We start from the raw sequence: 13,753 nt of genomic DNA on the forward strand, positions 1-13,753 counted from the left end.
TGAATTGATGGCGAAGAACTTCGCATCCACCGGCGACCTCTCCGAGAAGAAGATCACCTTCTCCGAGATTGGCACCGATCTCTACGCCTTCACCGCGGAGGGCGATCCGAACACCGCGATCATCGTCGGCGACGACGGCTGCCTGGTGTTCGACGCGCAATCGACGCCGGCGATGGCCAACAAGGTGATCGAGCGCGTCCGTGCCGTCACCGACAAACCGATCAAATATGTCGTGCTGTCGCATTATCACGCCGTGCGCGTGCTGGGCGCCTCCGCCTACAAGGCGCAGGGCATCGTCGCCTCGCAGGAGACCTATCGCCTCATCGAGGAGCGTGGCCAGCAGGATTGGGATTCCGAGTACGGCCGCTTCCCGCGCCTGTTTCAGGACGCATCGAGCATACCCGGCCTGACCTGGCCGACGCTGACCTTCGAAGGCGAGATGTCGATCTATCTCGGCAAGCGCGAGGTACGCCTGATGCAGCTTGGCGCCGGCCATACCTCGGGCGACATCGTCGCCTGGGTGCCGGATGCCGAGGTGATGTTCTCCGGTGACCTGATCGAATACCACTCGGCCTGCTATTGTGGCGACGCACACCTGCGCGAATGGCCGCTGACGCTGAACGAGATCCGCAACTTCAATCCCAAGGCGATCGCGCCGGGCCGCGGCGATGCGTTGAAGGGTGTCGCCACGGTGCGCGAAGCCATCGCGATGACGCGCGACTTCGTCACCTCGCTCTACGGCGCCGCCGAAATCTCGGTCGCCAAGGGCCGCACGCTGAAGGAATCGATGGCCGCGACGCGCGAGGTCATGGATCCGAAATTTTCGAGCTTCGCCATCTACGAGCACTGTCTGCCGTTCAACGTATCTCGCGCCTATGACGAGGCGTCGGGGATCGACGACCCCGTGATCTGGACCGACAAGCGCGACCAGGAGATGTGGGCCGCCCTGCAAGGAGGAGGATCATCATGAACATCAACACCTCGCCCGATCAGATCATTCGCAGCACGGCCCAGGTCACGCCGGGCTACATGTCCGGCTTCGGCAACAGTTTCGAGACCGAAGCGCTGCCGGGCGCGCTGCCGATCGGACGCAACTCGCCGCAGCGCTGTGCCTACGGCCTCTATGCCGAGCAGCTCTCCGGCTCGCCCTTCACGGCGCCGCGCGGCAGCAACGAGCGCTCATGGCTCTATCGCATTCGCCCGTCGGTGAAACACTCGGGTCGTTTCGAGAAGGTCGACGGCGGCCTGTGGCGTTCGGCACCGTGCCACGAAAACGACCTGCCGATCGCGCAATTGCGCTGGGATCCGGCGCCGATCCCGAAGGAGGACATGACCTTCCTTCAGGGCGTGCAGACCATGACCACCGCCGGTGACGTCAACACCCAGGCCGGCATGGCCGCCCACGTCTATCTCATCACCAAATCGATGGTGGACCAGCACTTCTACAATGCCGACGGCGAGCTGATGTTCGTGCTGCAGCAGGGCAATCTTCGCATCGTCACGGAGTTCGGCCGCATCGACGCCGAGCCCGGCGAGATCGTGGTGATCCCGCGCGGCGTCAAGTTCCGGGTGGAGATTCCGAGCGGACCGGCGCGTGGCTATCTCTGCGAAAACTACGGCGGCGCCTTCACGCTGCCGGAGCGCGGACCGATCGGCGCCAACTGCCTCGCCAATGCCCGCGACTTCCTGACGCCGGTCGCGCACTACGAGGACAAGGACACACCGACCGAGCTTTACGTGAAATGGGGCGGATCGTTGTTCAGGACGCAGTTGCCCCACTCGCCGATCGACGTCGTCGCCTGGCACGGCAATTATGCGCCGTATAAATATGATCTGCGCACCTTCTCGCCGGTCGGCGCGATCGGCTTCGATCATCCCGATCCCTCGATCTTCACCGTGCTGACCTCGCCGTCGGAGACCGCGGGCACGGCGAATATCGACTTCGTGATCTTCCCCGAGCGCTGGATGGTCGCCGACAACACCTTCCGCCCGCCGTGGTATCACATGAACATCATGAGCGAGTTCATGGGCCTGATCTACGGCGTCTACGACGCCAAGCCGCAAGGTTTTGTGCCGGGCGGCATGAGTTTGCACAATTGCATGCTGCCGCACGGCCCCGATCGCGATGCCTTCGAGCACGCCAGCAACGGCGAGCTGAAGCCGGTCAAGCTGACCGGCACCATGGCCTTCATGTTCGAGACCCGCTACGCGCAGCGCGTCACCGCGCACGCCGCGAATTCCGCGACGTTGCAGCATGACTACGCGGATTGCTGGAAGGGCCTCGCGAAGCGGTTCGATCCGAGCAAGCCGTAAGCTTCTTACCCTCTCCCCTTGTGGGAGAGGGTGGCTCGCCGCATAGCGGCGAGACGGGTGAGGGGTTCTATCCGCGCGTGAACCTCTCCTTCGGACTCGCGGACAGATACCCCTCATCCGGCGCTTCGCGCCACCTTCTCCCACAAGGGGAGAAGGGAAAGACCGAGCCAAGTGATGCCCCATCCCAACGACCCCAGCCTCCGCTCCTTCATCGGCGTCGATCCCGCCTCCGATTTTCCGATCCAGAACCTGCCTTATGGTGTGTTCTCGACCGCGGCCAATCCGACGCCGCGCGTCGGCGTGGCGATCGGCGACTATGTGCTCGATCTCTGGGAGCTTGAGCAGGACTCGGGGCTCGACGTGGGGCCGCTCGGCGTGTTCTCGACGCCGTCGCTCAATGCTTTCATGGCCTTGGGGCCAAAGGTCTGGACGAAGACGCGGGCGCGGATCAGCGAACTCCTGCGCGCCGATCATCCCGAGCTGCGCGACAACGAGGAGTTGCGCAAGCAGGCCTTGGTGCCGATACGCGACGCAAGATTGCATCTGCCGTTTGCGGTCTCCGGCTACACCGATTTCTATTCGTCGAAAGAACACGCCACCAATGTCGGCGTCATGTTCCGTGGCAAGGACAATGCACTGCAGCCGAATTGGCTGCATATGCCGATCGCTTACAACGGCCGTGCCTCGACTGTCGTGGTCTCCGGCACGAAGGTGAAGCGCCCGCGCGGGCAGCTCAAGCCGCCGAATGTGGAGGCGCCGAGCTTCGGACCGTGCAAGCGGCTCGATTTCGAGCTGGAGATGGGCGTGGTGGTCGGCCAGCCGTCGCCAATGGGCGGCATGCTCACGGAGCCGCAAGCCGAGGAGATGATCTTCGGCTTCGTGCTGCTCAACGACTGGAGCGCGCGCGATATCCAGCAATGGGAATATGTGCCGCTCGGGCCGTTCCTCGCCAAGGCGTTCGCGACCTCGATCAGTCCGTGGGTGGTGACGCGCGAGGCGCTGGAGCCATTCCGCCTCAACGGGCCGCAGCAGGAGCCGGTGCCGCTCGACTACCTCAAGCAGGGCAAGCCGCAGAACTACGATCTCGAACTCGACGTCTCCTTGCGCGCCGCCGGCGCCAACGCGCCCGCCGGCATCAGCCGCACCAATTTCAAATACATGTACTGGTCGTCGGTGCAGCAGCTGATGCACCACGCCTCCTCCGGCTGCGCCATGAATGTCGGCGATCTCCTCGGCAGCGGCACCATTTCCGGTCCGGAGAAGAACCAGCGCGGCAGCCTGCTGGAGATCAGCTGGAACGGCACCGAGCCGATCGAATTGCCCGGCGGCGCCAAGCGGTCGTTCCTGGAAGACGGCGACAGCCTCGTCATGCGCGGCTGGTGCCAGGGCGAAGGCTATCGCGTTGGTTTTGGCGAGGTCGAGGGGACGATTTTGCCGGCGGAGTGATTGCTGGGAAGCGATGCGACCTCTATCCACATTCTCCGTCATTGCGAGCGTAGCGAAGCAATCCAGAGTCTTTCCGCAGTGGCAGTCTGGATTGCTTCGTCGCAAGGGCTCCTCGCAATGACATGGTGAGAGTCTACCGCTTCTCCGGCGGCACCTCACGTAACCGCGCGCAATGCGTCGCGACGTCCTCCAGACTGTACTTCAGATGCACCCGCTTGTCCGACGGCGCCTGGTTGGTCGTGCACACGCCCGGTCGCCATTCCTGCGTGGGCCTGATCGGGCGCGGCGCAAAACCGCCGCCGCAGTTCGGGCAGACGTTGGAGAGTTCCGTCTCCACGCAGTCCGCACAGAACGTGCATTCATAGGAACAGATCCGCGCATCGGTTGCGTTCGGGGGCAGATCGCGGTCGCAATATTCGCAGTTCGGTCGAAGCTGGAGGGCCATGGCTCAATCTCCGCAGATTGGCCGGGATCATCGCAGATCGCGCGCGCAGCGCGAATGCCGGATTTCCCTCGATTTCAGCCGGGCTTGATTTCCTTCAGCGGCAGACGCGTGCTTTCCTTCAGCCTGTCGAGCACGATCGAGGAGCGCACATGCGCGACGCTCTGGTGCGGCATCAGCACGTCGTTGACGAGGTTGGAGAGGCCCTTGAGGTCGTGCAGCACGGCCTTGAGCACGTAGTCGGCGTCGCCTGTCAGCGAGTAGGCCTCCTGGATCTCGTCGATGCGGTTGACCAGAGTCCGAAACCGCTTGGAATTGTCCGGCGAGTGGGTCGCCAGCGTCACCTGGATGAAGGCGACCACGCCGAAGCCGAGCGCCTCGCTGGAGAGATCGGCATGATAGCCCGCAATGACCTTCTCCTCTTCCAGCCGCATCCGTCGCCGCGAGCATTGCGAGGCCGAGAGCCCGGCGAGGTCGGCGAGCTCCTGGTTGGTGAGACGGCCGTCGTCCTGGAGCGCGCCCAGGATCTTGAGGTCGAAGGCATCCACCAAAGTCATGCGCGTTTCACCCATTTCATGCACAAACTGTGCATATGTTAATCAAAAGCCGTCTCATTTGCACGCCCCTTGCGCGTCCCATGAAGGATAGTTCCTCTCAGCAGCAATTTGGGAGAACACCATGGGTCCGTTTCCGCACGATGCACCGCCGGCCACGATCAGCGCCGAGAATCCGATGGGCACCGACGGGTTCGAGTTCGTCGAATATGCGCATCCCAATCCGCAAGAGCTGCACGCCTTGTTCAAGCTGATGGGCTATGTGCCCGTCGCGCGGCACAGAACGAAGAAGATCACGGTTTATCGCCAGGGCGACATCAATTACCTCGTCAACGAGGAGCCCGGCACCCAGGGTCACGATTTCGTCGCCGCGCACGGCCCCTGTGCGCCGTCGATGGCGTTTCGCGTCGTCGATGCGAAGAAGGCCTATGACCGCGCGATTTCGCTCGGTGCCGAACCTGCCGATGCGTCCTCCGCGCAGAAGACGCTCGACGTCCCCGCGATCAAGGGCATCGGCGGCAGCCTGCTCTATTTCGCTGATCGCTATGGCGCCAAGGGATCGGCCTATGACAGCGAGTTCGAATGGCTGGGTGCGCGCGATCCGCGTCCTGCCGGCGCCGGCCTGTTCTATCTCGATCACCTCACCCACAACGTCCACCGCGGCCGCATGGACGTGTGGACGGGCTTCTACGAGAAGCTCTTCAATTTCCGCCAGATCCGCTTCTTCGACATCGAGGGCCGCGCCTCGGGCCTGTTCTCGCGCGCGCTGACCAGCCCCGACGGCAAGATCCGGATTCCGATCAACGAGGACGCCGGCGATTCCGGGCAGATCGAGGAATATCTCAATATCTATCGCGGCGAGGGCATCCAGCACATCGCCTGCGGCTGCCGCGACATCTACCGCACCATCGAGGACTTGCGCGAGGCCGGTCTGCCCTTCATGCCAGCGCCGCCCGCGACCTATTTCGAGCGGATCGACGCGCGGTTGCCGAAGCATGGCGAGGACATCGCGCGGCTGCAGAAGAACGGCATCCTGATCGACGGCGAAGGCGTGGTCGACGGCGGCCAGACCAAGGTGCTGCTGCAGATCTTCTCGGCCAACGCGATCGGCCCGATCTTCTTCGAGTTCATCCAGCGCAAGGGCGACGACGGTTTCGGCGAAGGCAATTTCAAGGCGCTGTTCGAATCGATCGAGGAGGACCAGATCCGGCGCGGGGTGCTGAAGGTGGATGCGGCGTAGGCGGCCGTTGTCTGGAACGCGGTGGCATTAAGTGCCGCCGTCGTCCTGGCGAAAGCCAGGACCAATTACCCCAGGGAGCGGTCATTGGGCGAACTGGTAACTCCGAGTCTTCGTCAAACCGCGTTGGTGGCTATGGGTCTTGGCCCCCGTGCGCAATTGCGCACTAGGCCAGGACGACCCGGAGTGTGATGCGACAGCGGAGGACTTAACGCTCCGCCTTCCAGGCTTTGGTCACCGCGCCGATCTCCGCCACTTCCGGCTCGCGCACCGCCGATGGAGTCCGCGAAAAGCGCGGCGCCGGCGCCGGCTGCTTCACGCCGTGGCGCTCGACGAAGACGTTGCGGGCGACCATGTGCGGATGCTCGGTCGCTTCCGACATGGTCAGCACCGGCGCGAAGCAGATGTCGGTGCCTTCCATAATCTTGCACCAGTCCTCGCGCGTCTTGCTCTTGAACACCGTCTTCAGTTTTTCCTTCAGCGCGGGCCAAGCCTTGCGGTCCATCTGCGCATCGAAATCGGGGTCGGTCAGGCCGGCGTGCTCGCGCAGCAGCGCGTAGAATTGCGGCTCGATCGAGCCGATCGAGACGAAATGGCCGCAGGCGCATTCGTAGACGCCGTAGAAATGTGCGCCGCCGTCGAGAAAGTTCTCGTTGCGGCCTTCGGTCCAGCGGCCGAGCGTGGTCATGTCGAAGAAGAACGACATCAGCGATGCCGCGCCGTCGCACATCGCGGCATCGACGACCTGGCCCTTGCCTGACCGCGAGGCCTCCAGCAGCGCCGCGAGCACGCCGACCACGAGATAGAGCGCGCCGCCGCCGAAATCGCCGACGAGGTTGAGCGGCGGCACCGGCGCTTCCTTCGTGCCGATCGCGGCGAGCGCGCCGGTGATGGAGATGTAGTTGATGTCGTGGCCGGCGGCATTGGCGAGCGGGCCTTGCTGGCCCCAGCCGGTCATGCGGCCGTAGACCAGCTTTGGATTGCGCGCGAGCACCACGTCAGGCCCGAGACCGAGCCGCTCCATCACGCCGGGACGGAAACCCTCGACCAGCGCGTCGGCATTCGCAAGCAGATCGAGTACCTCCGCGATCGCCGCCTGGTCCTTGAGGTCGAGCTCGACCACCTTGCGGCCGCGGCCTGCGACCGACTTCATGTTCTTCCTGGCGCCGACCCGATCGAGCGTGACGATTTCGGCGCCCATGTCGGCCAGCATCATGCAGGCAAACGGGCCCGGTCCAATGCCGGCGAATTCAACGATGCGGAAGCCCGACAGCGGGCCGGAGGTGCGGACGGAGGAGTTTTGGGCTGATTGATCGAGCACGTGTTTGTTTCCTCGGATCCAAGGCGCATATTGCCGATGGTCGGCAAGCGCCAAGGCGTTCCTCTGCGGGGCGAGTTAATTGGCCGATTAACTTTTCTCGCCTTCACGCCAGTGAGGCAAGCGGTTTTCATGTCGCGTGGCTAAAATAAAACGGCGCGCACCGAAGTGCGCGCCGTGGAAAATTGCGTCGAGGCGCTAAGGCCCGATGGTCAGCGAGCGGCAGCCACCGCGCGCTGCGCCATCACCTTGATCAGGTTGGCGCGGTACTCCGCCGTGCCGTGGATGTCGGCCAGCAGATTGCTCGCCGAAATGCTCACGCCGTCGATCGCCGACGGTGACCAGTTCGCCTTCAGCGCCGTTTCGATGGCCGGGACCCGCATCACGCCGCTTTGCGAGGCGCCGGTGGCGGCCACCCGAACCTCGCCCGACTTCGTCTGCGCGACGAACACGCCGGTCAGCGCAAAGCGAGACGCAGGATGGCGCATCTTTTCGTAGCCAGCCTTCGCCGGAACCGGGAACGACACGGCGGTGATGAGCTCGCCGTCCTCCAGCGCGGTCGTGAACATGCCCTGGAAAAAGTCATCCGCCGTAATCGACCGCCTGTTGGTCTTCACGGTGGCGCCGAGCGCGAGCAGTGCGGCGGGAAAATCCGCGGCGGGATCGTTGTTGGCGATCGAGCCGCCGATCGTGCCGCGATAGCGCACGGCGGGGTCGCCGAGCACCGAAGTGAGATAGGCAATTGCGGGAATCGCCTTCTTCACGTCGGCATTCTGCATGATGTCGAAATAGGTCGTGCCGGCCTTGATGGTCAGCACGTCGCCCGAGAGCTCGACGCCCTGCAGCTCCTTGATCTTGCCGAGGTCGATGACGTCGGACGGACTGGCGAGGCGTTGCTTCATCACCGGCAGCAGCGTCTGGCCGCCGGCGAGGAACTTGGCTTCGCTGCTCTTGGAGAACAGGCTGACGGCTTCGTCAACCGAGGACGCGCGATGATAAACGGTCTGGTACATCTTCGTTCCTCCCTTAAGCCGCGTGGATCGTGCGCCACACCCTGTCCGGGGTTGCGGGCATTTCCAGATTGTTCTTGCCGATCGCATCCGTGATCGCATTGATCACGGCCGCTGACGCCCCGATCGCACCGGCCTCACCGCAACCCTTGATGCCGAGCGGATTGCCCGGGCACAGCGTCGTGGTGTGGGAGAGGTTGAACGAGGGAACGTCGTCGGCGCGCGGCATGGCGTAGTCCATGAACGAGGCCGTGACCGGCTGCCCGTTGGCGTCGTAGATCGCGTGCTCGAGCAACGCTTGTCCGATGCCTTGCACAAGACCGCCATGGACCTGGCCCTCGACGATCATCGGGTTGATCAAACGGCCGAAATCGTCGGCCGCGACGAAGTTGACGAAGGAGGTCTTGCCCGTACCGGGATCGACCTCGAGCTCGCAGATGTATGTGCCGGCCGGAAAGGTGAAGTTGGTCGGGTCGTAGAAGGCGCTCTCCTTCAGGCCCGGCTCCATCCCGTCGGGCAGATTGTGCGCGGTATAGGCCGCGAGTGCGACCATCGGGAAGGCGATCGCCTTGTCGGTGCCGGCGACCTTGAACTCGCCGTTCTCGATGACGATGTCGCCTTCCGAGGCTTCCAGCGCATGCGCGGCGATCTTCTTGGCCTTGGATTCCATCTTCTCCATGGCCTTCAGGATCGCGGTGAGGCCGACGGCGGCCGAGCGCGAGCCATAGGTGCCCATGCCGAACTGCACCTTGTCGGTGTCGCCATGGACGATCGAGACCTGACTGATGGGAACGCCGAGGCGTTCGGCTACGAGCTGGCAGAACGTGGTCTCGTGACCCTGGCCGTGGCTGTGTGATCCCGTCAGGACCTCGATGGTGCCGACCGGGTTGACGCGGACTTCGGCGGACTCCCAAAGACCGACGCCGGCGCCCAGGCTGCCGACGGCCTTCGACGGCGCGATGCCGCAGGCCTCGATGTAGCAGGACACGCCGATGCCGCGCAGCTTGCCGTCGGCCTTCGCCTTGGCCTTGCGCCCGGCAAAGCCGGCATAGTCGATCGCTTTCATCGCGGCGTCGAGCGAGGCGTTAAAATCGCCGGTGTCATAGGCCATGATCACCGGCGTCTGGTGCGGGAAATGGGTGATGAAGTTGGTCCGGCGCAGCGCGGCCGGATCGACCTTCAACTGCCGCGCCGCCGTCTCCATCAGACGTTCGATCAGATAGCTCGCCTCGGGGCGGCCGGCGCCGCGATAGGCGTCGACCGGCGTGGTGTTGGTGTAGACCCCGACCACCTCGGCATGGATCGCCGGGATGTTGTACTGGCCCGACAGCAGCGTCGCGTAGAGATAGGTCGGCACCGACGACGAGAACAGCGACATGTAGGCGCCGAAATTGGCGTAGGTCTTCACCTTCAATCCGGTGATCTTGTTGTTGGCGTCGAACGCCATCTCGGCGTGGGTGACGTGGTCGCGGCCATGCGCATCGGTGAGGAAGGCTTCGGTGCGGTCGCCGGTCCATTTCACGGGACGGCCGACCTTCTTCGAGGCCCACAGCGCCACCATCTCTTCGGGATAGATGAAGATCTTGGAGCCGAAGCCGCCGCCGACGTCGGGTGCGATCACGCGCAGCTTGTGCTCGGGTGCGATGTTGTAGAACGCCGACAGCACGAGGCGGGCGACGTGCGGATTCTGCGACGTGGTGTAGAGCGTGAAATGCTCTTCCGCCGAATCGTAATCGGCAATTGCCGCGCGCGGCTCCATCGCGTTCGGCGCGAGACGGTTGTTGGTGACGTCGAGCTTCACCACGTTGGCGGCCTTGGCGAAGGCGGCATCGGTGGCGCCCTCGTCGCCGATCACCCAGTCATAAACCTGGTTGCCGGGAGCTTCGGGATGCAGCTGCGGCGCGCCGGACTTGATCGCGGCGTGGACGTCGGCGACCGCGGGCAGCTCTTCATAGTTCACGACCACGGCTTCGGCCGCGTCGCGTGCGAGATTCTTGGTCTCGGCGATCACGACTGCGACGGCCTGACCGACGAAGCGCACGGTCTCCGGCGCCATTGCCGGCCATGCGCCCATCTTCATCGGGCTGCCGTCCTTGGAGGTGATGGCCCAGCCGCAGATCAGGTTACCGACCTTGTCGTCGACGATTTGCTGACCGGTCAGCACAGCGACCACGCCCGGCATCTTCAGCGCCTCGGCGGGATCGATCCCCTTCACCTTGGCATGCGCGTGCGGGCTGCGGATGAAATGGGCATGGGTCATGCCCTGCAATTTGATGTCGTCGACGTAGCGGCCCTTGCCGGTAATGAAACGCTTGTCTTCCTTGCGCACGACGCTCGCGCCAATGCCTTCAACGCCCATGTCTGGTCCTCCCGACCGGAATTTGTCTTGACCGCGCTTTCCCTCGAAAGCGGCGGCGATCGTTCTTATTTCGAGGCGGGCCGCTTACTCGGCCGCCTGCGAGACCTTCATGCGGCCTGCCGCATCCAGCACGGCTTTGACGATGTTGTGGTACCCAGTGCAGCGGCAGATATTGCCTTCGAGCTCGTGGCGGACGGTGGCCTCGTCGAGCTGGCCACCATAGCGGTGCACGATGTCGATCGCCGACATGATCATGCCCGGCGTGCAATAGCCGCACTGCAGGCCGTGATTGTCGCGGAAGGCCGCCTGCATCGGGTGCAGCTCGTCGCCCTTGGCGATGCCTTCGATCGTGGTGATTCTGGCGCCGTCGGCCTGTCCTGCCAGCATGGTGCAGGATTTGATCGCCTTGCCGTCCATATGGACGACGCAGGCGCCGCACTGGCTGGTGTCGCAGCCGACATGGGTTCCGGTGAGGTTGAGGTGGTCGCGCAGCAGCTGAACCAGCAGCGTGCGGTCCTCGACGTCGACAGCAACGGCCTTGCCGTTCACCGTCAGTTTGACTGTAGACACGGTTGAAGTCCTCCCGGGATCGATTTTGATTGTTTCTAATTAGAGACAGCGACCCGGAACTTTGCAACTACGATTTTGGCCGCCCGCGTCATGGAAAAGTCATTGATCCAGAATGCCCAACATTGGTTTGGGGGGCGAGTCGGCCGGATCGGGTTGCGGCTCCGGGGCGCCAGCTGGGATGCCAGCCTCTATATCCCTATCCGGCTCGCCTTTGCAGTCCGCCTTGGCCGATAGAGCCGGAAGCTCTGCGGACGCACCGAATTTACCGCCCCTTATCGATTCTGCCTTAGTTTTGCGCAGCCAGGTCAGGGGGCGGGGCGCCACCGGATCTCGGCTGAATGAAAATGGGGGTGGGAATGTCCGGGCGTATCGCGTCGTCGTCGAAGCGCACAATAATGCCGACCCTCAGGTTCCGCGCCAAGATCATTCTGGGCTTTGCCGCGGTGCTGGTGATCTCCGCCGGCAGTATGGCCTTCTCCTATTTTGGCTTCGAGCGGGTCTCGTCCGGGGTCGGGTCCTACCGCACCAGTGTCACCGAGGCCGATCTCGCCCGTAACATCGACCGGGAGCTGCTCGCCTATCGCTCGGCCGTCAGATATTTCGTCGTCACCGGCAAGGAGGACGACGCCAAGACGGCGCTGGACGCGGAGACCGGCCTGAAGAGCGCCATCGACCAGGCGGTCAAGAGCGCCAAGAAGCCGGCGCGGCAGGAAAGTCTGGACAAGCTCGCCAAGGAGTTTTCCAACTTCTCCGCGACCTTCGCGAAAGTCCTCCAGGCCAAGCGTGACAGCGCGCTGCTGGTGCAGAACCAGCTCATGCGCAACGCCAACCTCCTGAAATACAAGCTCGACGACATCGGCAACAATGCCTCCGATTCCGAGGCGCAGGCGATCGAGTTCGGGACCAAGCAGGTCAATGCCCAATTCCAGACCGCGAGCGGGGCGGCGACCAATTTCGTGCTGACGTCCGACCAGGCGATCGCGACCAGCGCGCTGGCGCGGTTGAAATTCGTCGAGAACTCGCTCAACGCGGTCTATTCCATGGACGACAAGATCGTCGCCGGCCTGAAGGACGCCAAGGGATTGCTCGGTGCCTATCGGGAATCGCTGGAGAAACTGATCGCCAACGCCAAGATGATCGACGAGCTCGTCACCGAGATGAGCGGCTCGGCCGGCGCGATCCTTCAGGGTGCCACCGCCATGAAGGCGGACCTCGTTGCCGAGCAGCAGCGGTTGGAGTCCGAATCGGAAGCGACCATCGGGAAGACCGAGCAACTGGTGCTGATGCTGGCCGTCGGCGGTACGCTGCTCGGCGCGGTCCTCGCTTTCCTGCTCGGCACCGGCATTTCGCGTCCGATGATTGCGATGTGCAAGGCGATGCGCGAGCTCGCCTCGGGCAATTTCGACGTCGTGCTGCCGGGCCTCGGCCGCAAGGACGAGATCGGCGAGATGGCCGGCGCGGTCGAAGAATTCAAGGTGCAGGCCGTGGCCAAGGCCGAGCGCGATGCCGCCGCCAACGAACTTCAGAACAGGGAGCAGGCCGCAAGCCGCCGTTCCGAGCTGATTCGTTTCGCCGATGATTTCGAGAGCGCGGTTGGTGCCATCGTCTCCAACGTCTCGGCTTCCGCCGTGCAGCTGGAATCGGCGGCCTCGACGCTGACCCGCACCGCCGAGACCACCCAGAGCCTGTCGAGCCAGGTCGCCGACGTCTCCGAGCAGGCCTCCAGCAACATGCAGTCGGTGGCGACCGCGACCGAAGAGCTCTCGGCCTCGGTCGAGGAGATCGGCCGCCAGGTCCGCGATTCCAGCCGCATTGCCGAAGCTGCCGTGGTGCAGGCAAAGGAGACCGATAATCGCATCGGCAAGCTCTCGCATGCCGCCCAGCAGATCGGCGAAGTCGTCAAGCTCATCACGGCGATCGCCGAGCAGACCAATCTTCTGGCTCTGAACGCGACCATCGAGGCGGCACGCGCCGGCGAAGCCGGCCGCGGCTTTGCAGTGGTCGCCAGCGAAGTGAAGTCGCTGGCGAGCCAGACCGCGAAGGCCACCGACGAGATCTCCTCGCACATCACGGGCATGCAAGGCGCCACGGCCGAGTCGGTTGCGGCGATCAAGGAGATCGGCGCCACCATCGGCCAGATCTCGTCGATCTCGACCTCGATTGCGAGCGCGGTGGAGCAGCAGGGCGCGGCGACGCAGGAAATCGCGCGCAGCGTCCAGACCGTCGCGCAGGGCACTCAGACCGCCGCCACTGACATCGGCCAGGTCAATCGCGGCGCCGCCGAAACCGGCTCGGCCTCCGAAGAGGTGCTGCACTCGGCCAAGACGCTGTCGTCCGAGAGCACCCGCCTGCGCGCCGAGCTCGACCGCTTCATGGGGAATATCCGGGCGGCGTAGGGGCATTCCGCTCAATGTCGTCCTGGCGAAAGCCAGGACCCATTACCCCAGCGAGAAGTTGCGGCGCGGGCCGGTAAACCCGAATCTTCGCCAAACCGCTCTCCGGGG

General features: G+C 64.0%; 11 protein-coding genes. 5 read left to right on the plus strand and 6 right to left on the minus strand.

All coding sequences use genetic code 11. From position 1 onward, the window contains the following. Window positions 1–7: 7 nt before the first annotated feature. From BcanWU425_RS02385 to fahA, 3 genes are all read left to right on the plus strand, one after another. Window positions 8–970, plus strand: coding sequence for an MBL fold metallo-hydrolase (locus BcanWU425_RS02385; protein ID WP_018456588.1), 963 nt, complete (start codon window positions 8–10; stop codon window positions 968–970). Beyond that, window positions 967–2,313: a homogentisate 1,2-dioxygenase gene (gene hmgA / locus BcanWU425_RS02390; RefSeq protein ID WP_018456587.1), complete on the plus strand. Its 1,347-nt coding sequence runs from the start codon at window positions 967–969 to the stop codon at window positions 2,311–2,313. Before BcanWU425_RS02385 ends, hmgA begins: the two co-directional genes overlap by 4 nt. Window positions 2,314–2,487: 174 nt before the next feature. After that, window positions 2,488–3,759 carry a fumarylacetoacetase gene (gene fahA / locus BcanWU425_RS02395; RefSeq protein WP_231189645.1) on the plus strand — a complete coding sequence of 424 codons (1,272 nt, stop codon included), beginning with the start codon at window positions 2,488–2,490 and terminating at the stop codon, window positions 3,757–3,759. A gap of 133 nt (window positions 3,760–3,892) precedes the next feature. On the opposite strand, the gene BcanWU425_RS02400 is transcribed toward fahA, so the two are convergent. Both BcanWU425_RS02400 and BcanWU425_RS02405 read right to left on the minus strand, forming a co-directional pair. Next, the gene (locus tag BcanWU425_RS02400) at window positions 3,893–4,204 is read right to left on the minus strand and encodes a DUF1272 domain-containing protein (protein ID WP_204512818.1); all 312 of its coding nucleotides are present in this window, start codon (window positions 4,202–4,204) and stop codon (window positions 3,893–3,895) included. A 74-nt stretch (window positions 4,205–4,278) separates the two neighbouring features. Continuing rightward, complete coding sequence (locus tag BcanWU425_RS02405) at window positions 4,279–4,758, minus strand: Lrp/AsnC family transcriptional regulator (RefSeq protein WP_018456584.1); 480 nt, start codon at window positions 4,756–4,758, stop codon at window positions 4,279–4,281. Between the two features lie 121 nt (window positions 4,759–4,879). Between BcanWU425_RS02405 and hppD the strand changes: the two genes are divergently transcribed. Continuing rightward, the gene (gene hppD / locus BcanWU425_RS02410; RefSeq protein ID WP_018456583.1) at window positions 4,880–5,995 is read left to right on the plus strand and encodes a 4-hydroxyphenylpyruvate dioxygenase; all 1,116 of its coding nucleotides are present in this window, start codon (window positions 4,880–4,882) and stop codon (window positions 5,993–5,995) included. 205 nt (window positions 5,996–6,200) lie between these two features. Here the strand turns inward: hppD and BcanWU425_RS02415 are convergent, their stop codons facing one another. The 4 genes from BcanWU425_RS02415 to BcanWU425_RS02430 all read right to left on the minus strand — a co-directional run bounded on the left by BcanWU425_RS02415 (window position 6,201) and on the right by BcanWU425_RS02430 (window position 11,249). Beyond that, window positions 6,201–7,313: a CaiB/BaiF CoA transferase family protein gene (locus BcanWU425_RS02415; protein ID WP_026233200.1), complete on the minus strand. Its 1,113-nt coding sequence runs from the start codon at window positions 7,311–7,313 to the stop codon at window positions 6,201–6,203. Window positions 7,314–7,522: 209 nt separating this feature from the next. Then, a complete protein-coding gene (locus tag BcanWU425_RS02420) occupies window positions 7,523–8,323 on the minus strand; it encodes an FAD binding domain-containing protein (RefSeq protein ID WP_204512817.1) in 801 nt (266 codons plus the stop codon). 13 nt (window positions 8,324–8,336) lie between these two features. Continuing rightward, complete coding sequence (locus BcanWU425_RS02425) at window positions 8,337–10,679, minus strand: xanthine dehydrogenase family protein molybdopterin-binding subunit (RefSeq protein WP_204512816.1); 2,343 nt, start codon at window positions 10,677–10,679, stop codon at window positions 8,337–8,339. A gap of 84 nt (window positions 10,680–10,763) precedes the next feature. Continuing rightward, window positions 10,764–11,249 carry a (2Fe-2S)-binding protein gene (locus BcanWU425_RS02430; RefSeq protein WP_085348891.1) on the minus strand — a complete coding sequence of 162 codons (486 nt, stop codon included), beginning with the start codon at window positions 11,247–11,249 and terminating at the stop codon, window positions 10,764–10,766. Window positions 11,250–11,605: 356 nt separating this feature from the next. Here BcanWU425_RS02430 and BcanWU425_RS02435 point away from each other — a divergent pair, with 356 nt between their 5' ends. Next, the gene (locus BcanWU425_RS02435) at window positions 11,606–13,645 is read left to right on the plus strand and encodes a methyl-accepting chemotaxis protein (RefSeq protein WP_204512815.1); all 2,040 of its coding nucleotides are present in this window, start codon (window positions 11,606–11,608) and stop codon (window positions 13,643–13,645) included. Window positions 13,646–13,753: the final 108 nt, after the last annotated feature.

It is taken from the genome of Bradyrhizobium sp. WU425, from assembly GCF_021052305.1.
GTDB classification, from domain to species: domain Bacteria; phylum Pseudomonadota; class Alphaproteobacteria; order Rhizobiales; family Xanthobacteraceae; genus Bradyrhizobium; species Bradyrhizobium canariense_D.